Here is a 24,391-nt window from a genome sequence, read left to right as displayed (position 1 = left end):
GGTTGGTTGCAGCGATGTGCAGCGGTTTGCGCGCGATATCAGCCGCAGCGCGGACGCTTGCCTGCAGCCTGCGCCTGCTCGTAGGTCGGCACGAGGCGCGCGGCGCGCGTCTGCAGTTCGCTGATGCGGTTCTCGGGATTGGGATGCGTCGACAGCCACTGCGGCGGACGGCTGCCGCCACTGGCGGCGATCATGTTCTGCCACAGGCCCACGGCAGCACGCGGATCAAAACCCGCCTTGGCCATCAGATCCTGGCCGACCACGTCGGCCTCGGTTTCCTGGGTACGCGTGCCCGGCAGGAGGAAGGTCGTCTGCAGTGCGGCGCCACCCAGCTGGTTCGCCGACTGCTGCGCGCCTTCGCCGTAGCGTGAACCCAGCGCGGCGCCGGCGACACCCAGCAAGCCCTGCGCGCCCATCTGGCGGGTGATGCGTTCGTCGTGGTGGTTGGCGTAGACGTGGCCGATCTCATGCGCGATCACGGCGGCCAGCTGATCCTGGTTCTGTGCGACCTGGAGGATCCCGGTGTGCACGCCGACCTTGCCGCCCGGCAGGGCGAAGGCATTCGGATTGTCGTCGACGAAGACGACCGACTCCCAGTTGAGCTGCTGCCAGTTTGCCGGCAGTTCGCGCACGATGTCGGTCACGATGCAGCGCACGTACGCCTGCTGGCGCGCATCAGGCGACGTCCGCATCTTGGACTTGGTTTCCGCGAACGCCTGCTCACCCATCTGGTTGAGCTGGGCCGCGGACACGGCGCCGACGTACTGGGTGCGACCGGTCGGGGAGGTGGTGGTCGCGCAGCTGGCAACCAGCACAGCGGCGGCGAGCGCCGCAATCGGCGTTTTCATCGGTGGGACTCCCCTGTTCAAGACCCCACCTTTTAAAACGTCGGAGATTAACGCGCCGTCAATCGCGGCCTCCATACGGATGCGCACGTCGAACCGCGCATGAATCGTTCAGACGTCCAGATTGGCGACCTTGAGTGCGTTGTCGTCGATGAATGCGCGGCGCGGCTCGACCACGTCACCCATCAGGGTGCTGAAGATCTCGTCCGCGGCCACCGCATCCTCGATCCGCACCTGCAGCAGGCGGCGAGTTTCCGGGTTCACCGTGGTGTCCCAGAGCTGCTCGGGATTCATCTCGCCGAGGCCCTTGAAGCGCTGGATCTGGCGACCCCGCTTGGCTTCCTCGAGCAGCCACGCCTGGGCCTCCGCGAAGGAGCCCACGGGCTGGGCGCGGTTGCCGCGCACGATCTGCGCGCCTTCGCGGATCAGACCATGCAGCTGCCGCGCGGCTTCGCCGATGGCACGCAGTTCGCCGGTCTCGAGTGTGGCGAGCGGTACCAGCTGCACGACATCGAGGCCCATGTGCTGGCGCTCGATGGTCAACACCGGCCCACGGGCGTCAGTGGCGGGCTGGATCCCGAAGCGGTAACGCGGGCGGCCGAGCCCCTTATGGTTCAGACGGGCCTCCAGTGCGCGCAGCGTCGTCTCGATCTCTGACTCGGTGCCCGCCGCGATCGGCGCCGCGTCGAGCAGAAGCTCCATGACGGCCGGATCGTAGCGATGGGCGTTGCGGGCCACGGTTTCCTTCGCCGACGCGAACACCAGCAGCAGCTTCTCCAGCGAGGCGCCTTCGATCGCCGGCTCGCCCGTCGCCGGGGTCAGCCCCGCACCTTCGACGGCATTGGCGGCCAGATACGCATCGAGCGCCGCATCGTCCTTGAGGTACAGCTCGTTCTTGCCTTGCTTGATCTTGTACAGCGGCGGCAGGCCGATGTAGACGTGGCCGCGCTCGATCAGCTCAGGCATCTGCCGGTAGAAGAACGTCAGCAGCAGCGTGCGGATGTGCGAGCCGTCGACGTCGGCGTCGGTCATCAGGATGATGCGGTGGTAGCGCAGCTTGTCCGGGTTGTATTCGTCCTTGCCGATGCCGGTGCCGAGCGCCGTGATCAGCGTACCGACCTCGGCGCTGGCGAGCATGCGGTCGAAGCGCGCGCGCTCGACATTGAGGATCTTGCCCTTCAGCGGCAGGATCGCCTGCGTCTTGCGATTGCGGCCCTGCTTGGCGGAGCCACCTGCCGAGTCACCCTCGACGATGAACAGTTCGGACAGCGCCGGATCCTTTTCCTGGCAGTCGGCGAGCTTGCCGGGCAGACCGGCGATGTCGAGCGCGCCCTTGCGCCGGGTCAGGTCGCGCGCCTTGCGTGCGGCCTCGCGGGCGCGGGCGGCGTCGACGATCTTGCCGGCGATCGCGCGGGCTTCCGCCGGGTTTTCGTCGAGGAATTCCTGCAGGCGCTGGCCGAACGCACTCTCGACCACCGGGCGCACCTCGGAGGACACCAGCTTTTCCTTGGTCTGCGAGGAGAAGCTCGGGTCCGGCACCTTCACCGACAGCACGGCGATCATGCCCTCGCGCATGTCGTCGCCGGACAGCGCCACCTTGGCCTGCTTGGCGATACCGTTGCGCTCGATGTAGTTCGTCAGCGTCCGCGTGAGCGCCGCGCGGAACCCGATCAGGTGGGTGCCGCCATCCTTCTGCGGGATGTTGTTGGTGAAGCAGAACATCGTTTCTTGGTAGGCGTCGGTCCACTGCAGGGCGACATCGACCGTGATGCCGCTCTGCTCGCCGGTCACCGAGATCACGTTCGGATGCAGCGGCGTCTTGAGCTGCGCCAGATGCTCGACGAACGACCGGATGCCGCCCTCGTACTCGAACAGGTCGCGACGGCCATCGCCGCGCAGGTCGACCAGATTGATCCGGACACCCGAGTTGAGGAACGAGAGCTCGCGCAGGCGGCGGGCCAAGATGTCGTAGTGGAAGGTCACGTCGGAGAACGTGGCCACCGCCGGCCAGAAGCGCAGCAGCGTGCCACGTTTGGTCGAGGCCTCGCCGCGCTGGACAGGCGTCACGGCCTCGCCCATCGCGTATTCCTGATGGTGGTGATAGCCATCGCGCCAGATGTCGAGCGTGAGCTTCTCGCTGAGCGCGTTGACCACCGACACGCCGACGCCATGCAGACCGCCCGAGACCTTGTAGCTGTTGTCGTCGAACTTACCGCCCGCGTGCAGCTGGGTCATGATGACCTCGGCGGCCGAGATCCCTTCTTCCTTGTGGATGTCGACCGGAATACCGCGGCCGTTGTCCGAGACCGACACCGAACCATCCTCGTGGATGGTCACCACGATGTCGTCGGCGTGGCCGGCCAGCGCTTCGTCGATCGAGTTGTCGACGACTTCGAACACCATGTGGTGCAGGCCGGTGCCGTCGTGCACATCGCCGATGTACATGCCCGGACGCTTGCGGACGGCCTCGAGGCCACGCAGGACGGTGATGCGGCTGGAATCGTAGTCGGAATTGGCGGGGGCGCCGCCGGAGATCGTCTCGTCGCTCATTCGGTTCGCTGTCTGGCCGGGAGCGCGGCATCCAGGCGCACCACCCGGGGACCGGACGGGCGCGGCAGGAATGGGCCGCAAGGGCGGAATTATAGCAGTTCGAGGCAGGGCCTCCGGCGGGCGTTCCACGTGGAACACGCGCGCCGGAAAGACCCTACTGCCGGCGGGCGAATCGTGTTCCACGTGGAACAATGAGGGGTCGAGCCGCCGTCGGTCTGTGCGTCGTCTAGACGGCGCGCACTGCGCCATGTTCCACGTGGAACGTCACGGCACTTTCAAGCACCCCGGTGGGCCAGTGGTCAGGGCGTTCGGTGCCGGTGATCAGCACCTGTGCACCGGCCTGCTGCAGGTAGGTCAGGACGTGTCGTTGATGGTGCCGATCCAGCTCCGACGCCAGATCGTCGAGCGCGATCACGGGCCAACGGCCGGCAAATCGATCCGCACAGTCGCGCGCCTGCGCCAGCAGGCAGCACAACGCCGATTGCTTAGCCTGCCCCCGCGAGAGCAGGGACTGCTCCGGCCGATCATCGAACCGGATCCGCCAGTCGGCACGGTGGGGACCAACGCTGGTGTGCCCCATCGCCCGGTCCCGGTCGCGTGCCACGACCAGCGCGTCGGCCAGCGACAGATCCTGGCGCCGCCAGCCCGGAAGAAACACGAGTTCCGGGATGCCCAGCGCCGGCGCGACCTGGGCGGCCACCGCCTGCACCGCAGTCTGCAGCCGCTGGAGATAGCCCTCCCGCCTGACATCCAACGGTAGAGCAGCATCGACAAGCTCCAGGTCCCACGCATCGAGCTGGGAACCACCCGCGCCGGACTTCAGCAACGCGTTCCGCTGACGCAGCGCCCGTGCGTACCGCCGCCACTGTTGCAGGAAGTCCTGTTCCACGTGGAACAGCCCCCAGTCCAGGAACCGGCGGCGCACCTCGCTGCTCCCCGATATCAGCGCATGACTCCCTGGCTCGAAGGTCACGACCATCAGCGCTGCACACAGATCGCCCAGCTGGGCGACGTCCTGCCCATCCAGTCGGCCGGTCCAGTCCTGCCCGGTGTGGCGCAGACCGGCCCGACGGTACCGATCCGGTTGTGCCGGGTCGTCCTGCCACTCGACATACAGTTCGATCGCCTCGCGCCCGCGCTGGACGAGTCCGTCGCGCACGCGGCCCCGGAAACTGCGCCCATACGCCATCAGGTGCAGTCCCTCCAGCACGCTGGTCTTGCCGGCGCCGTTGTCACCCAGCAACAAATTCAAGCCGGGTCCGGGCCGCAGCGAAGTCGGCTGCAGATTGCGCACGTTGTGGAGGTCGAAGCGGGTGATCTGCACGGATATCCAAGAGGCAACCAGGCCGGAACGGAAGACGCCCGGCAAGCCGGGCGTCGTGTTCCACGTGAAACATGTGGGCGACGGGCGCCCAGTCTACCGATGACGTCAGAGACGCAGCGGCATCACCACGTGACGGCTGCGTTCGTCCGTCGCTTCACGCACCAGGGCGGACGAGTTCGCATCGCGCAGCTTCAGGATCACCTGTTCGCCCCGCAGTGCGGTCAGCGCATCCAGCAGGTAGTTGACGTTGAAACCCACCGCCAGGTCGTCGACCTTGGTATCGGCCTCGACTTCCTCGTGCGCCTCTTCCTGCTCGGGATTGTGCGCATTGATGCGCACCGTGCCCGGCGAGACTTCCAGACGCACGCCGCGGTACTTCTCGTTCGACAGGATCGCCACACGCTGCAACGCGGCGCGCAGCAGTTCGCGGTCGATCGTCACTTCGCGGTCGGCGCCGATCGGAATCACCGCCTCGTAATCCGGGAACCGGCCGTCGATCAGCTTGCTAGTAAAGGTCACATCGTCGCGCTTGACCCGGAGGTGGTTGCGGCCTAGCTCCAGTTCCAGCGTCTTGTCGCCGCCTTCGAGCAGGCGCTGCAGCTCGGTCACGCCCTTGCGCGGCAGGATGATCTGGCGCTTGGTCTGGACCGCCGTCTCCAGCGTGGTTTCGCACAGCGCCAGCCGATGGCCGTCGGTCGCCACGCAGCGCAGACGCGTGTCGCCCAGATCGAACAGCAGGCCGTTGAGGTAATAGCGGACATCCTGCTGCGCCATCGCGAACGCGGTGCGCTCGATGAGTTCCTTGAGGGCCGCCTCCGGCACCGCGATGCGATCGGTCGCCTCGACCTCGTCCACGGACGGGAAATCGCCCGCCGGCAGGCTCGACAGCGTGAAGCGGCTGCGACCGGCCTGCACGGTGATTTTCTCACCGGACTGCGAGATCACGACCTTGCTGCCGTCGGGCAGTGCGCGAACGATGTCGAACAGCTTGCGCGCCGGAATCGTGGTTTCGCCATCCTGGGCATCGTCGACCGCACGGCGCGAGACCATCTCGACTTCAAGGTCGGTACCGGTCAACGACAGTTGGCCGTCCTGGACCTGGACCAGCAGGTTGGCCAGCACGGGCAGGGTCTGGCGGCGCTCGACGACGTTGACGACCTGGGCCAGCGGCTTGAGCAGTGTTTCGCGTTGGAGACTGAAACGCATGTCGGTGTTATCCCCTTGTCCCGTGCTTTTATAAAAAGGATATAAATCTAAAAATGGTGGTGCTGGGTAGAGCCGAAATCGGTTGGTATCTACTGCAAACCACTGAATCGATTGACTTTTTGGAGCTTCCAAACCCGGTGGACAGTGCGGTGTGGAGTGGTGGATCAAGCTGTGGACAACTTTCGACCCCTCAAATTGTCCACAGGCTGTCCACGTCCGGCCCCCGTGTTGTGCAGCAGCCGGGACGCACAGCTTACTCGCTGAGTTTACGGATCAGCTTGTCCCAGTCCTCGCGCAGTTTGCCGTCGCTTTCGATCAGTGTGCGGATCTGCCGGCAGGCGTGCAGCACGGTGGTGTGGTCGCGACCCGCGAAGGCCTCGCCGATCTCTGGCAGGCTGTGTTCCGTGAGTTCCTTGGACAGTGCCATCGCCACCTGACGCGGACGCGCCAGCGAGCGTGTCCGGCGCTTGGAGAGCAGGTCCTTGATCTGCAGGCCGTAATAGTCGGCCACGACCTTCTGGATGTTGGACATGCTGATCGCCTGCTGCTGGGCACGCAGCAGGTCGCGCAGCGTCTCCTGGGCGAACTCGACCGTGATCGCCCGGCCCATGAAGTTCGCGCGCGCGGCCAAGGTGTTGAGCGCGCCCTCGAGGTCGCGCACGTTGGAATGCATCTTCTTGGCCAGCAGGAACGCCACGTCGTCGGGCACCTGGGTCCCGCGCTCTGCGGCCTTGGCCAGCACGATCGCGGCGCGGGTCTCGAAATCGGGCGGATCGATCGCCACCGACAGGCCCCAGGCCAGGCGCGACTTGAGCCGTGGCTCGAGGCCATCCACCTCACGCGGATAGCGGTCGCAGGTCATGATGATCTGCTGCTTGCTGTCGAACAGCGTATTGAAGGTGTGGAAGAACTCTTCCTGGGTGCGGTCCTTGCCGGCGAAGAACTGGATGTCGTCGATCAGCAGCGCGTCGATCTGGCGGAACTGCCGCTTGAACTGGTCCGAGGTCTTTTCCTGGATCGAGCGGAAGAACGCGCTGTAGAACTCCTCCGAACGCAGATACAGCACGCGCGCACGGGGATTGGCCTGGCGCATCGCGTTGCCGGCGGCGAACATCAGATGGGTCTTGCCCAGGCCCGTGCCGCCGTAGAGCAGCAGCGGGTTGTGGGCGCGGTCGCCCGGCTTGAGCGCCGCCTGCCAGGCGGCGGCGCGGCCCATCTGGTTGCTGCGGCCCTCGACGAAGTTGTCGAAGGTGTAGTGGCTGTCCATGTTGCCGGCGAAGGCTTCGATCGGCGCGGCGGGCTGGGACCGGGCATCGCTTCCCGACAGCAGGCTCGCCGGCGGCGGCGCGGCTGCACGGGGCAGCGACCCGACCTGCAGGCTCACATCCTCGACGCCGGCGAAGTGCGCCAGCAACTCGCGGATCCGCGGCATGTAGCGCGCCTGCACTTCGTCGCGGACGAAGGCATTCGGGGCGTACAGCACGGTCGAGCGGTCGTCGGCCTGGGCCTGGAGCGGCTTGAGCCAGGTGTGGACATCCTCGGCCGGAAACTCGGCTTCGAGGCGTTGAAGGCAGCGGGGCCAGGCATCCATCATGCGGCGGAATTCGACAAAGCGGGCGCCGCCACGCAGGTGCGCGGCCAGGTCGCCGGGGAAGGGCACGCAGACTATCATGTCGCCACCCGCGGCCCGGCGCCGTGCGGCTGGCGCGGCGCGCATGACAGACCCGGCTTGACCGGTCAGGTCACAGGCCGCTAGAATTTCCGGTTCTATTCGTCACGTTGCCCGAAGGGCTCGACCATGGCTACCAAGCGCACCTATCAGCCCAGCAACCTCAAGCGCAAGCGCGATCACGGTTTCCGTGCCCGCATGGCGACGGCCGACGGCCGCAAGATCCTCGCGCGTCGTCGCGCGAAGGGCCGCAAGGTCCTCTCGGCCTGAAGCCCTCCGGGTCGGTGAGTCGCGTCTCCGCACTCCCGACCCGTTCTGCAGCGCAGCTTCCATGACCGCCGGTGTCCGCTATCCGCGGCACGTGCGTGTGCGCGCGCGTGCGGATTTCGATCGAATCTTCGCCAGTGCGACGCGGACCGCGTCGCCGATGCTGGCCGTGCATCTGTTGTCCGAAGCAGGCCCGGCGCGGTTGGGCCTTGCCGTGTCGCGCAAGGTCGACAAGCGGGCCGTGGGCCGCAACCGGATCAAGCGCGTCCTGCGCGATGCGTTCCGCCTGATGCAGCCCCAGCTGGCGCCCGGCAGCTACGTCGTCGTGGCCCGTCCTGCCGCCGCGCAGGCCGACAATCCCGCCTTGCGCGCCGCCTTTCTCAATGTGTTGCGGCGCGCCCGCGCGTTGCCGCCGTCAGCCGCGGCCGGCACAATGCCCGCCTCCCCGATTCCATCCACGCCGGTGTCTTCCGGCGCATGAGCCTGCCTGCCTGATGAACCAGATCCGTACTTTCCTCGTCCTCGCCTGGCTGATGGTGGCCGTGTTGCTGTGGATGGAGTGGGGCAAGGAAAAGACCGCAGCCGCGGCCCAGCCGCAGACCAGTGCCGCCCAAGCGTCGCCGTCGGTCACCGTGCCGGGCGCTGCCGCCGGCAGCGCCGCCGTGCCGACCGCGCCCACCGATGCCGCGCCGGTGCCGCCCGCGCCGGTCGCCGGGACACCTGCGCCGGCCGCGCGGCAGGTCGTCGCCCAGACCGACGTGCTCCGCGTGGTGCTCGACGCCGGCAACGTGATCGAAGCCGATCTGCTGGCGTATCCGGAGACCCGCGACGACGGTGCGCCGCCGGTGCGGATGTTCGACACCGACCCGCTGCACTACTACGCCGCCCAGACCGGCTGGGTCAGCAGCAGCAATGCCGCGCCGAGCCACGAGGGCCAGTTCGTGCCCGAAGGCACCGCGACGTCGGCGACCCTCGCGCAGGGCGAGAACACCGTCATCGTGCCTTTCGTGTGGACCGGCGCCAACGGCGTGACGATCCGTCGCAGCTTCGTGCTGACCCGCGGCGACTACGCGATCGAAGTCCGCGACGAAATCGTCAACACCGGCAGCGCGGCATGGCAGGGCTTCCCGTACCGCCAGCTGATCCGCACCGCGCCGGCGGTCAAGCGCGGCATGACCAATCCCGAGTCCTACAGCCTGGTCGGCGCGACCTGGTTCGGCAACGACATCGGCTACAGCCGCCGCCAGCTCGGGGACTTCGAGAGCGACGGCCCGCTCAATGCCAAGGACAGCAACATCTGGATCGCGATGGTCCAGCATCACTTCTTCAGTGCGTGGATCCCGCGTCCCGACGACACCGGCACGATCTCGATGCAGATCGACCGCAGCACCGGCGCGCCGCGGTACCTGATCCGCGAGTTCGGGGCGCCGATCGCCGTGCCCGCCGGCCAGCAGGCCTCGACCACCGCCCGTCTGTGGGTCGGCCCCAAGCAGGTCGACCTGATCCAGGCGCAGGGCGTGCGCGGTCTCGACCGCGTCGTCGACTACAGCCGCTTCTCGATCTTCGCGATGCTCGGCGAAGGTCTGTTCTGGGTGCTGGCCAAGCTGCACGGCCTGATCGGCAACTGGGGCTGGTCGATCATCGGCCTGGTGCTGCTGGTGAAACTGGCGCTGTATCCGCTGTCGGTCGCGCAGTACAAGTCGATGGCGAAGATGCGCAAGTTCCAGCCGCGCATCGCCCAGCTGAAAGAACGCTACGGCGACGACAAGCAGAAGTTCCAGATGGCGATGATGGAGCTCTACAAGAAGGAGAAGATCAATCCGATCGGCGGCTGCCTGCCGGTGCTGCTGCAGATGCCGGTGTTCTTCGCCCTGTACTGGGTGTTGCTGGAATCGGTGGAACTGCGCCACACGCCGTGGATGCTGTGGATCCAGGACCTGACCGCGCGCGATCCGTACTTCATCCTGCCGGTGCTCAACATCGCGATCATGTGGGCGACGCAGAAGCTCACGCCGATGGTCGGCATGGATCCGATGCAGGCCAAGATCATGCAGTTCATGCCGCTGGTGTTCGGCGCGATCATGATCTTCTTCCCGTCGGGTCTGGTGCTGTACTGGGTCACCAACGGCGGCCTCGGCCTGCTGCAGCAGTGGTGGATGATCCGCCGCTACAGCGAGGCGCCGGCCAAGGCCTGACGGCCGCACCGACGGAATGCCACGAGCCCGCCGCATGGCGGGCTCGTGCGTTGAGGAGCAATGCCATGACGACATCGACCGACACCATTGCCGCGATCGCCACCGCGCCCGGCGCCGGCGGCGTCGGCATCGTGCGCCTGTCGGGACCGGCGTCGCAGTCGATCGCGCGCACGCTGTGCGGACGGGCCTTGCGCCCGCGCCATGCCCACCACGTCCGGTTCTCCGATGCCGATGGCGCCGTGCTCGACGACGGCCTCGCGCTCGCGTTCCCCGGCCCGGCCAGCTACACCGGCGAGGATGTCGTCGAATTGCAGGCGCACGGCAGCCCGGTCGTGCTGCAGCAGCTGCTCGCGCGGTGTCGCGCATTAGGTGCCCGCCTCGCGCGGCCCGGTGAATTCAGCGAACGCGCGTTCCTCAACGGCCGGCTTGACCTCGCGCAGGCCGAAGCGGTCGCCGACCTGATCGCCGCAGGCGACGAGCGCGCCGCACGCGCCGCGCGCCGCGCACTCGACGGCGTGTTCTCCGAGCGCTGCGACGCGCTCGCCGCCGAGCTGCTGCATCTGCGCGTCTACGTCGAGGCGATGATCGATTTCTCCGACGAGCCGATCGACACCCTCGGCGGCGACGAGGTGGCCAGGCGGATCGACGCGCTCGCCGCGTCGCTGTCGCGGCTGCTGGCCGAGGCCGAGCAGGGCCGACGCCTGCGCGACGGCCTGCACGCGGTGATCGTCGGCCCGCCGAACGCCGGCAAGAGTTCGCTGCTCAATGCGCTGGCCGGCGTGGACCGCGCCATCGTCACCGACATCGCCGGCACCACGCGCGACCTGCTGCACGAGACGCTGCGCATCGGCGGTGTCGAACTGACCCTGGTCGATACCGCGGGCCTGCGCGATGCGGGCGACGCGATCGAACGCGAGGGCATGCGCCGCGCGCGCGCCGAACTGCAGCGCGCGGATCTCGCGCTGGTGGTACTCGATGCGCGCGAACCGGAGGCGGGCTGGGCCTCGGTGGCAGACGCCATCGTCGATGTGGCCGATCGCATCGTCGTGCACAACAAGACCGACCTGCTCGCCGCGCCCGCGTCCGACGCCCGCGACGTCCTCCAGGTGTCCGCACGCACCGGCGAGGGGCTGGAAGCGTTGCGCGGCGCCCTGCAGGCGCGGCTCGGCGGTGACACGCTTGCGGGCGAGGGGGCGTTCACCGCGCGTCAGCGCCACGTCGACGCCTTGCGCGACGCCGTCGATGCGGTCGACGACGCACGCGGCACGCTCGCCGCGCAGCACCTCGAACTCGCGGCCGAATCCCTGCGCGTCGCGCACGACGCGGTCGGCGCGATCACCGGACGGATCCTGCCCGACGACCTGCTCGGCCACATCTTCTCGAGCTTCTGCATCGGCAAATAACGCGCGATCGCAGCGCCGAACAGGCTCGATCGACGGCAAACCGGCCGTCAAGATTCGTGATCGCGTCGACACCCTGTCATTGCGATCGTGCGACAAGGATTGACAAATCGTCTCCGCTGACGCGTTCTACGCACTCTTGCGGACATGCATCCTTGGGGAAAGATGATGGTCTCGAAGATTCCGACGACCCGTCGCGCGTCGCGCGCGCGGCTGGCCGCCGCTGTGGGTCTTGCATGTGTACTGGCCGCCTGTGGGCGCAGCGACGATGCGGAGGCGCCCGTCGCCGCCGAGCCGGGCGCAGTGACTGCGCAGGCCAGCCAACAGGCCGCTGCGCGTCAGCAGGCCGCCGACGATGCGATCGCCGGTCTCTCGGTCGACGAGTTGCGCAGCGCCGCCGCGGCCGCGTACCAGGAGAGCCGCCTGTACGCGCCCGCCGGCGAGAACGCGATGGAGTACTACCTCGCGCTGCGCGAGAAGCAGGCCGGTGATGCCGCCGCGTCCAGCGCACTGATCGACCTGCTGCCGATGAGCGTGATCGCCACCGAGCAGAGCCGCGACCGCGGCGACTATGCCGAAGCGCGGCGCCTGCTCGGCCTGATCGAACGTGCCGACAGCGCGCATCCTGCGCTCGAACGCTTGCGTGCGAGCATCGCGACGTCCGAGGAACAGGCGGCCGCCCGTGTCGAACAGCAGGCGCTGACGGCCGAACAGGAAGCCCAGCGTGCGCAGACCCTGGAGAGGGAACGCGCCGCGCAACAGCAGCAGCAGCAGGCCGCCGCGGCGCAGCAGCTGGCCCAGCAGCAGACCGCCAGCGAGCAGGCCGCGCGCGAGGAAGCCGCGCGTCAGGCAGCGGCGCGCGAAGAAGCCGCGCGGCCGCAGCCGCCCCGCCCCGAACCTGCAGCGCAGAACACGCCGGCACCGGCACCCGCGACACCGGCGCCGGCCGCAGCGACGGCGCAGCTGCGTCCGCTGAGCACACCTGCGCCGCGTTATCCCGCTGACGCGCTGCGCGCCGGCACCAGCGGCGAGGTGATGGTCGAGTTCACCGTCGGCGTCGACGGCTCGGTCAGCAATGCCCGCGTCGTCCGCGCCGATCCGCCGCGCACCTTCGATCGCGAAGCCCTGGCCGCCGTGCGCCGCTGGCGCTTCGAGCCCGTCCCGGCGCCGGTGACCACGCGGCGCACGATCGGGTTCTCGCCGACGGCCAACTGATCCGCCATTCGCGGGCGCCATGCCCGCCTGCCGCCCTGCGCCAGCGCAGGGCATGGCGGCTTCGGCACAGGGCTGCGACGTGCGCAGCGGTTGCGCGGCAGGTGTCGCGGCAGGTCGCCCAGCGGGTCGAGCAGTCTCGTGGTGCCCGGCCCCGTGCTCAGGGCACGGACAGCCAGTCGCGCAGCAGGCGCGAGGTGCCGGTCGATTGCTCGAGCGGCGGCAGATGTCCACAGACGTCAAGTCGATGCAGGGTCGCGCCGGGGATTCCGGCCTGCATCGCCTCGGCTTCGACTGGTGGCGTGAGCCGGTCCTCCGCGCCGACTACGATCAGGGTCGGGACCGCGATACGCGCGAGCAGCGGCGTCGAGTCGGGGCGGCCCAGGATCGCGGCCTGCTGGCGCAGGTAGCCCTCGGCACCGATCTCGCGGGCCATCGCCTGCACGATTCCGCCGGTCGGGCCGTCCACATGCGACGGATGGACCAGGCTCGGCAGCAGCTGCCGGGTCACGCCGACGAAGCGGCCGCGGCCGATCGCGTCGATGCCGCGACGTCGTTGCGCGGCGCGCTCCGGTGAATCAGGGCGGGCGCTGGTCGCGATCAATGCGAGACGCGTCACGCGCTCGGGCGCGCGTCGCAGGATCTCGAAGGCGACGTAGCCGCCCATCGACAGGGCGGCGAGCGCAAAGCGCGGTGGCGCATCAGCGAGTGCACGCGCGGCCATCGCCCCGATGCTGTCGTCGCGGGTGAGGTCGGCGACCTGCGACTCGGCGACATCGTCCAGTGCGTCGATCTGCGCGTGCCACAGCCGGGCGGTGCACAGCAGGCCTGGGAGCAACAGCAGCGGCGTGCGGTCGCTCACGGCGTCGGACGGACGCGCCTCAGGCCTGGAGCAGCGTGAACTGCGCCGCCGTGCCGGCTTCGGAATCCGGTGCGATCCACACGTCGAACAGTCCCGGCTCGGCGGCGAACGCGCCGCTGCGTGTAGTGAAGGCGAGCGCGTCGCGCTGCAGGGAGAACGACACCGTGGTGTGTTCGCCTGGCGCCAGGGCGACCTTGCGGAACGCCTTGAGTTCGCGGATCGGACGGACGCGGCTGGCCACGCGGTCGTGGATGTAGAGCTGCACGACCTCCTCGCCGGCACGCTCGCCATCGTTACGCAGCGTGATCGAGACCGTCAGCGTGCCGTCCCAGTCCAGCGTGTCCGCCGACAGTTCGACGTCGCCATAGACGAAACGCGTGTACGACAGACCGTGGCCGAAGGGATACCGCGCGCTGTGCGGCACCTCGCGCCAGCGGCTCTTGAATTCCGACATCGTCGGCAGTTCGGGGCGGCCGGTGCGCTGGCGGTTGTAGTACAGCGGCTGCTGGCCCGAGTCGCGCGGAAAGCTGACCGGCAGACGCGCCGACGGGTTGTAGTCGCCGAACAGCACCTCGGCCACGGCGGGGCCGGTCGCGGTGCCGAGGAACCAGGTCGCGAGGATGGCCTGCGCGTCGTGCACGGCGCCGTGCAGTGCGAGCGCGCGGCCATGACGCAGCAGCACGACGACTGGCGTGCCGGTCGCGGCGACGGCCTCGGCCAGCGCCTGCTGCGCGGCGGGGATGACGATCTGGGTGCGTGACTGCGCTTCGCCGCTGAAGCCCTGCGGCTCACCGATCGCCAGCAGCACGACATCCGCGTTGCGTGCGGCCTCGACCGCAGCCTCGAGGCCACCGTCGAGGGCGTCTTCCATGCCGCTGCCGTCGACGACGTCGAGCGCGTCGCCGTCCTCCAGCGCAGCGCGCAGCCCGTCTTCGAGATTGACGTGCAGGCGCTTGTCGCCGAACAGCGTCCAGCAGCCTTCGATGTTGTCGCGGTCGCGCGCATACGGGCCGATCAGCGCGAGCTTCTGGCCGGCCTTGCGCAGCGGCAGCAGATCGTCGTCGTTCTTCAGCAGCACGATCGAACGGCGCGCGGCATCCAGCGCGAGTTCACCGTGGAGTGCCTGTGGATCCAGCGCGGCCTCGACCTCGGGATCGAGCGAGCGGTAGGGATTGTCGAACAAACCGATCGCCTGCTTGACCGCGAACACGCGGCGCACGCCCTGGTCGATCACGTCCATCGACACCTCGCCGCTGGCGACGAGCTCGGGCAGATGCGCGGCGTACAGGCCGCTCTGCATGCTCATGTCGACACCCGCGGTGAACGAGAGCTTCGTCGCCTCGCGGTCGTCGCCGGCGAAGCCGTGCGCGACGAGTTCGAAATCGGCGGTGTAGTCGGACACCACGAAACCCTTGAAGCCCCACTCGCCACGCAGCAGATCGGTCAGCAGGCCGTCATGGGCGGACGCCGGCACGCCGTTGATGTCGTTGAAGGCGCTCATGACCGTCAATGCGCCGGCATCGAGCGCCGCCTTGAACGGCGGCAGATGCACGTCGCGCAAGGTGCCTTCGGAAATTTCGACACTGTTGTAGTCCAGCCCGCCCATGACCGCGCCGTAGCCGACGAAGTGCTTGGGCGTCGCCAGCATCGAATCGTTCGCGGTCAGGTCATCGCCCTGGAACCCACGCACGCGCGCCGCGGAAAAGGCATTACCGAGCACCACGTCCTCGCCGGCCGCCTCGGCCACACGGCCCCAGCGCTGGTCGCGGGCGATGTCGAGTGTCGGGGCGAAGGTCCAGTGCAGACCGCAGGCGGTCGCTTCGATCGCCGCGGCGCGCGCGGTGCGCTGCGCCAGCTCGGGCTCGAAGCTTGCCGCCTCGCCCAGCGGGATCGGGAACACGGTGCGCATGCCGTGGATCACGTCGGCGCCCATCAGCAGCGGGATGCCGAGCCGGCTTTCCTCGACCGCGATGCGCTGCGATTCGCGGCCCTGCACCGCGCCCACGCCGTTGAACACCGCGCCCACGCGGCCGGCGCGGATCTGCTCGCGCAATTCGCCGGCGTTCAACTCGTTCATCTCGGGATTCACGTCGGCCGCGAACGGCCGCAGCATGTCGGCGAAAATGCCGAGCTGGCCGATCTTTTCCTCGAGGGTCATCCGTGCGAGCAGCGCTTCGAGCCGGTCATCCAGGCGCATTTGTGGTCCCGTGAAAACGATTACAGCCGGCGATTATAGGGCGCACGCCGGGAGGCAGGTCCAGTATCGCCGCCCGCGGCGCGCAGGAACAGCCGCGGCGCGCCGGACCGGATGCATCCAGGTCAGATCTTCGCGAGCGCCGCCGCGCCGCCCTGCAGGATGCGACCGGAGCATGGGCAAGCAGAAATCGCCCGATGCCGCGTGCGGCGTATTCCGGCGAACGAGCGATCGGCGTGGGTCTCCGGCGGGGCTGTCCGGCGTCGCGTGCATGCACCGACCGTGGTCCGACGGGGCGCACGCGCGCGTGAATCCGGCCGCGGCGCACAGCGCGCGGATTGACGCGTATTGCACGGCGCCGGTGCAAGCCTCCGGCTCTCATGCGGCCGGCCGCCCCGCGCCTGCCCAACGGAGATCGTCATGGCACGTCCCATCTGGTCCGGCTCGTTGTCCTTTGGCTTGCTCAACATTCCGGTGTCGCTGATGTCGGGTGAGCGCCGGACCGACATCAGCTTCCGCATGCTCGATTCGCGCGACAAGAAACCCATCCGCTTCGAACGCGTCAACGCCGACACCGGCGAAGAAGTGCCGTGGAAGGACATCGTCAAGGCCTTCGAGTACGACAAGGGCAGCTACGTCGTCATCGAGAAGGAAGACATCGCCTCGGCCGCGCCGGAATCGCACGAGTCCGTCGACGTGGAAGCCTTCGTCGACGCCGGCACCATCGGCACGCGCTTCTATGAAAAACCCTACATCCTCGTGCCGGGCAAGAAGGCCGAGAAGGGCTATGTGCTGCTGCGCGAGACGCTGAAGAAGACCGGCAAGATCGGCATCGCACGCGTGGTGATCCGCACCCGCGAGTATCTGTGCGCGGTGATGCCCGAAGACGATGCGCTGGTGCTGATGCTGCTGCGCTATCCACAGGAACTGGTGGACCCGGCCGATTACAAGCTGCCGACCGGCAAGACATCGAGCTACCGCATCGCCGACAAGGAACTGCAGATGGCGACCCAGCTGATCGAGTCGATGTCGGCGGACTGGGCGCCGGACGCGTATCACGACGAGTTCCGCGAACGCCTGTCGGACATCATCAAGAAGCGCATCAAGGCCAAGGGTGCGAAGACGAAGGTCGTCGACGAGATTCCGCACCGCGAGGACGCTTCGACCAATGTGGTCGACTTCGTCGCGCTGCTGCAGAAGAGCCTCAAGGACAACACCCGCACGCCCGCGGGCGGCGGCGAGAAGGTGCCGGCGAAGAAAACCGCGCCGCGGAAAACCGCGAAGAAGGCGACGAAGAAGACCGCCAAGTCGAGCAAGGCGACGAAGAAGACCACGCGCAAGGCCTCGTGACGTGTCGCTGACCGAGTACCGGCGCAAGCGCAAGTTCGATGCGACCCGCGAACCGGAACCGGGCAAGCCGGCGCCGCGCGGCCGCCGTGCGATTTTCGTCGTGCAGTTGCATCACGCGAGTCGTCGGCACTACGACTTCCGCCTGCAGGTCGGCGATGCGCTCAAGAGCTGGGCGGTGCCGAAAGGTCCGAGCTACGACCCCGATGTGAAGCGCATGGCGGTCGAGGTCGAGGATCATCCGCTGGACTACGCCGACTTCGAGGGCGACATCCCCAAGGGCCAGTACGGCGGTGGCCATGTCGCGCAGTTCGATACCGGCGCCTGGGCCGCGGATGGCGACCCTGAAGCCGCGCTGGCCAAGGGCCATCTGCGGTTCGAGTTGTTCGGTCGCAAGCTCAAGGGGCGCTGGCATCTGGTGCGCTCCGGCAAGCCCGCGAAGCAGCCGCAGTGGCTGCTGTTCAAGGACCGCGACGATTACGCCGGCACGCTGGAAGCCGACGACCTGCTCGCCGACGTGCCTGCGCCACCGGCCGAGGATGCGAAGCGCGCAGGTACCGGCAAGCTACGCAAACGCAAGAAGACCGAGGTCGAAGCGCCGACACAGCGCGCCCACGACTGGGCGGCCGCGGCGCGCAAGCTGCCGGGGGCCCAGCGCGGACCGGCGCCGACGGACGCGTTCACGCCGCAGCTCGCGAAGCTCGGCGACGCCGCACCGGGCGGCGAGGCCTGGCTGCACGAACTCAAGTGGGACGGCTACCGGCTGCTGGCCACGGTCGCGCGCGGCCAGGTGCAGCTGTGGTCGCGCAATGCGCTGGAATGGACCGGCAAGGTGCCGGAGATCACCGAGGCGGTCTCGCGGCTCGGCTTGAAGTCGGCGGCGCTCGACGGCGAACTGATCGCGGGCCGCGGCAGCCGCGAGGACTTCAACCTGCTGCAGGGCACGCTGTCGGGCGAGCGCCAGGGCGCACTCGCGCTGGTGCTGTTCGATCTGCTGCACGTCGATGGCGTCGACGTCAGCGCGGCGCCGCTGCTCGCGCGCAAGGCGCTGCTGCAGCGCATCCTCGGCGACGCGCCACCGGCGCATCTGGCCTTCAGCACCCACATCGAAGGCCACGCCGACGCCGCGATCGAACTGGCATCGGAGTCCGGCTTCGAAGGCATCATTTCCAAGCGCAGCGATCGCGGCTATCGGCCCGGACGTGGCGATGACTGGCGCAAGACCAAGGAACTGGCCAGCGACGAATACGCGGTCGTCGGCTACACCCCGCCCAAGGGCAGCCGCAGCGGCTTCGGCGCGCTGCTGCTCGCGCGGCCCGATGCCGAACACGGCTGGCGCTATGCCGGCCGAGTGGGCTCGGGGTTCAGCGATGCGCTGCTCGATGAACTGACGACGCACATCGGCCGCGCCGGACGGAGCGAGCCCACCGTGTACGTGCCGCCGAACGACACCGACCTGCGCGCGGCGAAGTGGTTCGCGCCGCGTTTCGTCGTCGAGGTGTTCTCGCGCGGCACTGGCGGGCATGGTCTGCTGCGGCAGCCCTCGCTCAAGGCTGTGCGGCCCGACAAGGCGGTGGACGACCTGCACGACAGCGATCGCGACGGAGCGGACGACATAGCCAAGCGAAGCGGACGTTCGGCGAGCGCCGGGGCGCCGGTGAAGAAGAAGGCCGCCAGGCAGGCCAAACAGGCCGCTTCCAAGGTCGCCGCAAACGCGCGTTCGAAGACGCGTCAGAAGCGCGGCGCCGACAGCGAACGCGTACCGCCCGCGTTGTCGAGCCCGGACAAGGTGCTGTTTCCCGGCGACGCGCTGACCAAGCGCGACGTCGCCGACTACTACACTGCCGCCATGCCGTGGCTGCTGCCCGAAATTGCCCGGCGACCGCTGTCGGTGATCCGATGCCCGGGCGGTATCGACGGCCCCTGTTTCTTCCAGAAGCACCACACCGCCGGCATGTCGCTGGTCGAGACGGTGCGGCTCGAGGACGAAGCAGGCGCCAGCGATTATCTGGTCGCGAGCGACGCGGCGGCGGTCATGGAGCTGGTGCAGTTCAATGCACTGGAATTCCATCCCTGGGGCGCGCACGCCGACGACCCGGAGACCGCGGACCGGATCGTGTTCGATCTCGACCCGGGCGACGGCGTGCGCTGGCCGGAGGTCGTCGCCGCCGCGCGCCAGGTGCGCGATCTGCTCAAGCAGGTGGGCCTCGAATCCTTCGTCCGCACGACCGGCGGCAAGGGCCTGCACGTCGTGGTACCGCTGGAGCCGGGCACCGGCTGGGACGTGGTGAAGCCATTCGCGCACGCGTTCGCGCAGGGCATGACGGAACTCGATCCGCTCAAGTACGTGGCGACCGCGACCAAGAAATTCCGCAAGCAGAAGATCTTCGTGGATTACCTGCGCAACGGACGCGGCGCGACCGCGGTCGCGTCGTTCTCGCTGCGCGCGCGCGCCGGCGCACCGGTCTCGATGCCGCTGCGCTGGGAGGACCTGGGCAAGCTGAAATCCGGCGATGCCTGGACGCTGCGCAACGCACCGGCCCGGCTCAAGCGGCTCAAGGCGCATCCCTGGGGCGACTTCATGGCGTTGCGGCAGTCGCTGGCGGACATCGTCGACTGAACCTGCGGGCCGCCCGTACCATGGCCCACGCGACACAGCGAGGACCGCGCACCGATGGACACACGATGAGCACCCCGCACGATCCGTACGCGCCGCCCACGACCCGCGTGCGTGACACGCCGTCCGGGGCCGACCGCGACGCGCCGTTCCACGTGGTCGCGCCGGTGAAGTTCGTCGTGCTCTACATCGCGACGCTTGGCCTCTACCAGCTGTTCTGGTTCTACATGCACTGGTCGCGCTGGCGGATGGGCCGGGGTGAGACGATCTGGCCGATCCCGCGCGCGCTGTTCGGCCTGTTCTATGCGCATGCGCTAGTGCGACGCATCGACGGCTCGCTGCGCGCACGCGGCATCGCACGCCGCTGGTGGCCGATGACCCTCGCCACCGTGTTCGTCGTCATGGAAGTGCTCAACTACGGCAGTGCGATCGCGTGGCCCTGGCTGGTCTTCCATGTCACGGATGCGTGGCTCTGGCTCGAATGGCTGGGCGTGATCGTGATGCCGGTCAATTGCGTGTGCCTGCTGCGCATGCAGCAGGCGGCGAACGCGGCGTGCGGCGATCCGGATGGGCGTGGCAATCGCCGCTTCACGATCTACAACGCGGCCTGGATCCTGGTGGGTGTCAGCGCGACTGCATGGACGGTCTGGGACGGACTGCGTACCGGCACGTTGTGAGCAGGCTCAACGCCGCGCCGCGAGGCGCAATCCGCGCGGCGTGAGGACCCGCTCGGCGAGTTCGAACACGCCCTGCACCGCCAGCGCGAGCACCGCCGCCGGCACCGCCCCTTCGAGGATCAGGCCGATGTCGTCGAGGCGGATGCCGGTCAGGATCGGCTGGCCGTAACCGCCGGCGCCAATCAGCGCGCCCAGCGTCGCGGTGCCGACGTTGATCACCGCCGCGGTCTTGATGCCGGCGAGGATCGTGCGCAGCGCCAGCGGCAGTTCGATGCGCCATAACCGCGTGGCAGCCGGCAGGCCGATCGCCGCGGCGGTCTCGCGCAGTTCGCGCGGTATGCCGGTCAGACCCGCATACGTATTGCGGACGATCGGCAGCAGGCTGTAGAGGAACAGCGCCGCGATCGCCGGGCCGGCGCCGATGCCGAACAGCGGAATCATGAAGACGAAGACCGCCAGCGACGGCAGCGTCTGCAGCACTCCCGTGAGCGCGAGCACGGCCTGTCCGAGGCGCGGCCGACGCGCAGCGAGGATGCCCAGCGGCAACGCGACCAGCAGCGCGGCGCCGAGCGAGATGCCGACCAGCGCAAGGTGTTCGCGGGTGCGCTGCCAGATGCGCGCGGTGCGGCTGTCGCTGTCGGGTGCCTCCAGTCCCAGCCAGTCGGCCGCAACCGCGGATTCCGCTTCGCGGTCGAGCTTCACGCGTGCGTTGAGGCGCTGCATCGTCGCCGCATCGATGCGCCCTTCGAGACCGTGCAGTGCGTCGCGCAACACCGGCGCGCGCTGCGCCAGGTCGCGGCGGTAGAGATAGACCGCGGCGTAGGACGGGAAGTACGCGCGGTCGTCGCGCAGCACGACGAGGTCGTAATACGGAATCTCGGCATCGGTGCCGTAGAGATCGGTCGCGTCGATCGCGCCGTTGGCGAGTGCGCGGTAGGCCAGGTCGTGGTCGAGGCCCGTGGCCGTCTGCGGCAGCCCATAGGCGTTCCGCAGACCGGGCCAGCCGTCGGCACGCGACATGAACTCGTTGCTCAGGCCCAGCCGCAGCGCCGGGTGCGCGCGCAGGTCCGACAGCGTGCGGATGCCGAGTTCCGCCGCGTGTGCGCGGCGCATGCCCAGCGCGTAACTGTTGTCGAAACCGAGCGGCGCGGTCATCGCCAGGCCGTCGCGCGCGAGCGCCGCCTGCATCGCCGCGACATCGGCGCCCGGCATCTGCAGCAGCTCGTCGGCCAGCGTGCCGGTGTACTCGGCGTAGGCATCGATGCTGCCGTCCTGCAGCGCGCGCCACAGGATGCGGGTGCCGCCGAGCTGGCGCTGGTGGCGCACGTCGGCGCCGGCGTCGCGGCCGGCCTGTGTCGCGATCTCACCGAGCAGCACGCCTTCGGTGAAGTTCTTCGAGCCGACGACGACCGGCGCGGCGAAGATGCTCCCGCACGCGAGCATCAGCCAGCACGCGAGCGCGCCGCACAGGCCACGCCTCATGCCGCGTCCTCGACGCTGCGCTGCGCGGTCATGAAAGCGCGCACGAAGGGTTCGACGGGCGCATCGAGCAGGCTGCGCGGCGCGCCCTGCTGGACGATGTGCCCATCGCGCAGCAGCACGATGGTGTCGGCGAACCACGCGGCCTCGGCGACGTCGTGGGTCACCAGCACGACGGTCTTGCCGAGCCGTTCGAACAGGGCGCGCATCTCGGCCTGCAGCTCGAAGCGCACGATCGGATCCAGCGCGCCCAGCGGCTCGTCGAGCAGCAGCACGTCCGGGTCCAGCATCAACGCACGGATCAGGCCCACGCGCTGGCGCTGGCCACCCGACAGCTCGGCCGGATACCGTCGCAGCGCATCGGCGGGCAGCCGGCACAGGCCCGCGAGTTCGGACGCGCGCGCTTCGATGCGTGCCGTCGACCAGCCCAGCGTACGCGCCAGCAGCCCCACGTTGCCGATCGCATCGAGATGCGGAAACAGTCCGCCTTCCTGGATCACGTAGCCAATGCGCCGCCGGTGCGCGAGCAGCGCATCGCGGCGCAGCGGCACGTTCTCGAAGCACACCTTGCCGGCATCCGGCCATTCGAGACCGATCAGCAGCCGCAGCAGCGTCGACTTGCCGGCCCCGCTCGGCCCGATCAGCGCGGTCGTCGCGCCGGGCGCGATGCGCAGATCGATGCCGTCGAGACCGACGGTTGCGCCGAAGCGGCGATGCACCTGGTGGAGTTCGAACATGGGGCGACAGTAGCGCAGCCTCTGTCGACGCGATCGCGCGCCGAGCTGCATGCTACCGTCGCGATCCCGCACCGGAGCCGCCCATGTCACGTCCCGTCCTGACCGTTGCCTGCGCGGTGTTGCTGGTCGCCTGCGGTGGGCGCGACAGCGACGCCGCGGTGCAGGCGCAGACCGCGCCGGGGGCGCCGATGCCGCCTGCGGCCGAGGTGGTCAACGAGACGCCGGCCGGACAACGGATCGAGGCCGATGTGCGCGTACTGGCGGACGATGCGATGGCCGGACGCGAGACCGGTACGCCGGGATTCGACAGCGCCGCCGAACACGTCGCGCGCCGCTTCGCCGAGAGCGGGCTGGCGCCCGCGGGCGACGACGGCGGCTGGTTCCAGCGCGTACCGCTGGTCCGCGCCGTGGCCGACCCGGCCGCGGCGATGCTGTCGGTCACGCGCAACGGACGCACGATCGCGCTGCGGGCGGGCGACCAGTTCCTGCCGATGCCGGATTTCAATGCGACCGAAGGCGAGATCACCGCGCCGGCGGTGTTCGTCGGCCAGGCGATCCACGCGCCGGAACTGCGTCATGACGATTTCGCCGGTGTCGAGCTGCAGGGCCGCATCGCGATCGTGTTCGGCGGCGCGCCGCGCAGCTTCGCGCCGAATCCGCAGGCGTATTACGCCAGCCTGCGCACCAAGATCGAGGCCGTGGTCGCGCGCGGCGCGGTGGGCCTGGTGCTGGTCAATACCGTCGACGACGAGGCCGGCATGCCGTGGGCACGCAGCGTGGCGCAGGCGGGCAGGCCGGCCATGCGTCTGCGCGATGCCGACGACCGTCCCGTCGATGCCCCCGCGCAGCTGCGTGCGAGCGCACGTGTCGCCGCGACCGCGGCCGACCTCGTCTTCGCCGATGGGCCGCAGACGGCCTCGCAGCTTTTCGACGCCGCGCGCGCCGGCACACTGAAACCGTTCCCGCTACCGGGCACACTGACGCTGCAGACGCGCACCCGTATCGACACGCTGGAATCGCGCAACGTGCTCGGCGTGCTGCCGGGTCGCGACGCGGCGCGCGCGGGGCAGGCGCTCGTGCACACCGCGCATCTCGACCACATCGGCACCGGCACGCCGGTCGACGGTGACGCGATCTACAACGGCGCGCTCGACAACGCGCTGGGCGTCGCGATCCTGACCGAAACCGCGCGCACCCTGGCCGACGGCGATGCTGCGCCGGCGCGCAGCACGCTGTTCGCCGCGCTCACCGCCGAGGAACAGGGCCTGCTCGGCGCCGAATGGCTGGCGCGGCATCCGCCGGTCGTGGCCGGCAGGCTCGTCGCCAACTTCAACATCGACATGCCGATCCTGACCGCGCCCACGCGCGACATCGTCGCGATCGGCAGCGAGCACTCCACGCTCTCGGCCGCGATCACGCAGGCGGCCGGCGAAGTCGGCGTCGAGGTGTCGCCGGATCCGTTCCCCGAAGAAGTCGCGTTCGTGCGCAGCGACCAGTACGCCTTCGTGCGCGCCGGCATTCCCGCGCTGTATCTCGATGCCGGCGTCGCGCCTGCCAACGACAGCCAGAAGCCGAAGATCGCGGCGACCTGGTTCCTGCGCAACTGCTACCACCAGCCCTGCGACCAGGCGGATCTGCCGATCCAGTACGGCGACGCCGCGCGGATGGCGGAGGTCGCGGCGGCGCTCACGCGGATCGTCGGCGACGCCGAAGCGCCGCCCCGCTGGAACGACGGTGATTTCTTCGGCACGCGCTTCGGCACACGCGCCGCGCGCTGAGCCGTCGCGACGCTTCAGCCGCCGACAGGCGA

The 24,391-nt window shown here is 68.9% G+C and carries 18 protein-coding genes; 9 read left to right on the top strand and 9 right to left on the bottom strand.

The window, feature by feature from the left end; genetic code table 11:
• Positions 1 to 38: 38 nt before the first annotated feature.
• The 5 genes from CURTO8I2_RS11495 to dnaA form a co-directional block, all read right to left on the bottom strand.
• On the bottom strand, positions 39 to 848 hold the full coding sequence (locus CURTO8I2_RS11495; RefSeq protein WP_159681204.1) for a M48 family metallopeptidase: 810 nt from the start codon (positions 846 to 848) through the stop codon (positions 39 to 41).
• Positions 849 to 956: 108 nt separating this feature from the next.
• Positions 957 to 3,395, bottom strand: coding sequence for a DNA topoisomerase (ATP-hydrolyzing) subunit B (gene gyrB / locus CURTO8I2_RS11490; RefSeq protein WP_159681203.1), 2,439 nt, complete (start codon positions 3,393 to 3,395; stop codon positions 957 to 959).
• 226 nt (positions 3,396 to 3,621) lie between these two features.
• Entirely contained in the window at positions 3,622 to 4,713 is a 1,092-nt protein-coding gene (recF, locus tag CURTO8I2_RS11485; protein ID WP_343161356.1) for a DNA replication/repair protein RecF, read from the bottom strand.
• 111 nt (positions 4,714 to 4,824) lie between these two features.
• Positions 4,825 to 5,925, bottom strand: a complete 1,101-nt coding sequence (gene dnaN / locus CURTO8I2_RS11480) for a DNA polymerase III subunit beta (protein WP_159681201.1) — start codon at positions 5,923 to 5,925, stop codon at positions 4,825 to 4,827.
• A 253-nt stretch (positions 5,926 to 6,178) separates the two neighbouring features.
• Positions 6,179 to 7,516, bottom strand: a complete 1,338-nt coding sequence (dnaA, locus tag CURTO8I2_RS11475) for a chromosomal replication initiator protein DnaA (protein ID WP_159681670.1) — start codon at positions 7,514 to 7,516, stop codon at positions 6,179 to 6,181.
• 207 nt (positions 7,517 to 7,723) lie between these two features.
• On the opposite strand from dnaA, the gene rpmH reads away from it, so the two are divergent.
• The 5 genes from rpmH to CURTO8I2_RS11450 all read left to right on the top strand — a co-directional run bounded on the left by rpmH (position 7,724) and on the right by CURTO8I2_RS11450 (position 12,671).
• Positions 7,724 to 7,864 (top strand): 50S ribosomal protein L34, encoded by a 141-nt coding sequence (rpmH, locus tag CURTO8I2_RS11470; protein ID WP_047138036.1) that lies wholly within the window; start codon positions 7,724 to 7,726, stop codon positions 7,862 to 7,864.
• Positions 7,865 to 7,925: 61 nt separating this feature from the next.
• Positions 7,926 to 8,342, top strand: a complete 417-nt coding sequence (gene rnpA / locus CURTO8I2_RS11465; RefSeq protein ID WP_159681200.1) for a ribonuclease P protein component — start codon at positions 7,926 to 7,928, stop codon at positions 8,340 to 8,342.
• A gap of 13 nt (positions 8,343 to 8,355) precedes the next feature.
• Positions 8,356 to 10,056, top strand: coding sequence for a membrane protein insertase YidC (yidC, locus tag CURTO8I2_RS11460; protein ID WP_159681199.1), 1,701 nt, complete (start codon positions 8,356 to 8,358; stop codon positions 10,054 to 10,056).
• Positions 10,057 to 10,121: 65 nt separating this feature from the next.
• On the top strand, positions 10,122 to 11,459 hold the full coding sequence (gene mnmE / locus CURTO8I2_RS11455; RefSeq protein WP_159681198.1) for a tRNA uridine-5-carboxymethylaminomethyl(34) synthesis GTPase MnmE: 1,338 nt from the start codon (positions 10,122 to 10,124) through the stop codon (positions 11,457 to 11,459).
• A 165-nt stretch (positions 11,460 to 11,624) separates the two neighbouring features.
• Positions 11,625 to 12,671: an energy transducer TonB gene (locus CURTO8I2_RS11450; RefSeq protein ID WP_159681197.1), complete on the top strand. Its 1,047-nt coding sequence runs from the start codon at positions 11,625 to 11,627 to the stop codon at positions 12,669 to 12,671.
• A 157-nt stretch (positions 12,672 to 12,828) separates the two neighbouring features.
• On the opposite strand, the gene CURTO8I2_RS11445 is transcribed toward CURTO8I2_RS11450, so the two are convergent.
• Together CURTO8I2_RS11445 and CURTO8I2_RS11440 are read right to left on the bottom strand one after the other, a co-directional pair.
• Positions 12,829 to 13,530, bottom strand: a complete 702-nt coding sequence (locus CURTO8I2_RS11445) for an alpha/beta fold hydrolase (RefSeq protein ID WP_201295504.1) — start codon at positions 13,528 to 13,530, stop codon at positions 12,829 to 12,831.
• Positions 13,531 to 13,549: 19 nt separating this feature from the next.
• Positions 13,550 to 15,727: a glycoside hydrolase family 3 N-terminal domain-containing protein gene (locus CURTO8I2_RS11440; RefSeq protein WP_159681196.1), complete on the bottom strand. Its 2,178-nt coding sequence runs from the start codon at positions 15,725 to 15,727 to the stop codon at positions 13,550 to 13,552.
• 417 nt (positions 15,728 to 16,144) lie between these two features.
• On the opposite strand from CURTO8I2_RS11440, the gene CURTO8I2_RS11435 reads away from it, so the two are divergent.
• From CURTO8I2_RS11435 to CURTO8I2_RS11425, 3 genes are all read left to right on the top strand, one after another.
• Entirely contained in the window at positions 16,145 to 17,074 is a 930-nt protein-coding gene (locus CURTO8I2_RS11435; RefSeq protein WP_159681195.1) for a Ku protein, read from the top strand.
• A gap of 1 nt (position 17,075) precedes the next feature.
• Entirely contained in the window at positions 17,076 to 19,691 is a 2,616-nt protein-coding gene (gene ligD, locus CURTO8I2_RS11430) for a DNA ligase D (RefSeq protein ID WP_159681194.1), read from the top strand.
• 65 nt (positions 19,692 to 19,756) lie between these two features.
• Positions 19,757 to 20,365, top strand: a complete 609-nt coding sequence (locus tag CURTO8I2_RS11425) for a hypothetical protein (RefSeq protein ID WP_159681193.1) — start codon at positions 19,757 to 19,759, stop codon at positions 20,363 to 20,365.
• 6 nt (positions 20,366 to 20,371) lie between these two features.
• Here CURTO8I2_RS11425 and CURTO8I2_RS11420 read toward each other — a convergent pair whose 3' ends face one another.
• The gene (locus CURTO8I2_RS11420; protein ID WP_236551141.1) at positions 20,372 to 21,808 is read right to left on the bottom strand and encodes a glycine betaine ABC transporter substrate-binding protein; all 1,437 of its coding nucleotides are present in this window, start codon (positions 21,806 to 21,808) and stop codon (positions 20,372 to 20,374) included.
• Between the two features lie 35 nt (positions 21,809 to 21,843).
• A complete protein-coding gene (locus CURTO8I2_RS11415; RefSeq protein WP_159681191.1) occupies positions 21,844 to 22,581 on the bottom strand; it encodes an ATP-binding cassette domain-containing protein in 738 nt (245 codons plus the stop codon).
• Between the two features lie 83 nt (positions 22,582 to 22,664).
• Here CURTO8I2_RS11415 and CURTO8I2_RS11410 point away from each other — a divergent pair, with 83 nt between their 5' ends.
• Positions 22,665 to 24,359 (top strand): M28 family peptidase, encoded by a 1,695-nt coding sequence (locus tag CURTO8I2_RS11410; protein ID WP_159681190.1) that lies wholly within the window; start codon positions 22,665 to 22,667, stop codon positions 24,357 to 24,359.
• Positions 24,360 to 24,391: the final 32 nt, after the last annotated feature.

Source organism: Luteimonas sp. 9C (genome assembly GCF_902506295.1).
Classification (GTDB): domain Bacteria; phylum Pseudomonadota; class Gammaproteobacteria; order Xanthomonadales; family Xanthomonadaceae; genus Luteimonas.
The sequence above is the reverse complement of the archived record's forward strand: the minus strand, read 5'-3'. Positions and strand labels throughout refer to the sequence as shown.

What these genes read in the sequence shown, in the direction of transcription:
- dnaN (WP_159681201.1), bottom strand. Translation starts at nt 5,925, where the DNA reads ATGCGTTTCAGTCTCCAACGCGAAACACTGCTCAAGCCGCTGGCCCAG.
- dnaA (WP_159681670.1), bottom strand. Translation starts at nt 7,516, where the DNA reads ATGGATGCCTGGCCCCGCTGCCTTCAACGCCTCGAAGCCGAGTTTCCG.
- CURTO8I2_RS11450 (WP_159681197.1), top strand. Translation starts at nt 11,625, where the DNA reads ATGGTCTCGAAGATTCCGACGACCCGTCGCGCGTCGCGCGCGCGGCTG.
- gyrB (WP_159681203.1), bottom strand. Translation starts at nt 3,395, where the DNA reads ATGAGCGACGAGACGATCTCCGGCGGCGCCCCCGCCAATTCCGACTAC.
- mnmE (WP_159681198.1), top strand. Translation starts at nt 10,122, where the DNA reads ATGACGACATCGACCGACACCATTGCCGCGATCGCCACCGCGCCCGGC.
- CURTO8I2_RS11435 (WP_159681195.1), top strand. Translation starts at nt 16,145, where the DNA reads ATGGCACGTCCCATCTGGTCCGGCTCGTTGTCCTTTGGCTTGCTCAAC.
- CURTO8I2_RS11425 (WP_159681193.1), top strand. Translation starts at nt 19,757, where the DNA reads ATGAGCACCCCGCACGATCCGTACGCGCCGCCCACGACCCGCGTGCGT.
- rpmH (WP_047138036.1), top strand. Translation starts at nt 7,724, where the DNA reads ATGGCTACCAAGCGCACCTATCAGCCCAGCAACCTCAAGCGCAAGCGC.
- CURTO8I2_RS11410 (WP_159681190.1), top strand. Translation starts at nt 22,665, where the DNA reads ATGTCACGTCCCGTCCTGACCGTTGCCTGCGCGGTGTTGCTGGTCGCC.
- yidC (WP_159681199.1), top strand. Translation starts at nt 8,356, where the DNA reads ATGAACCAGATCCGTACTTTCCTCGTCCTCGCCTGGCTGATGGTGGCC.
- CURTO8I2_RS11415 (WP_159681191.1), bottom strand. Translation starts at nt 22,581, where the DNA reads ATGTTCGAACTCCACCAGGTGCATCGCCGCTTCGGCGCAACCGTCGGT.
- rnpA (WP_159681200.1), top strand. Translation starts at nt 7,926, where the DNA reads ATGACCGCCGGTGTCCGCTATCCGCGGCACGTGCGTGTGCGCGCGCGT.
- CURTO8I2_RS11495 (WP_159681204.1), bottom strand. Translation starts at nt 848, where the DNA reads ATGAAAACGCCGATTGCGGCGCTCGCCGCCGCTGTGCTGGTTGCCAGC.
- CURTO8I2_RS11440 (WP_159681196.1), bottom strand. Translation starts at nt 15,727, where the DNA reads ATGCGCCTGGATGACCGGCTCGAAGCGCTGCTCGCACGGATGACCCTC.
- CURTO8I2_RS11420 (WP_236551141.1), bottom strand. Translation starts at nt 21,808, where the DNA reads ATGCTCGCGTGCGGGAGCATCTTCGCCGCGCCGGTCGTCGTCGGCTCG.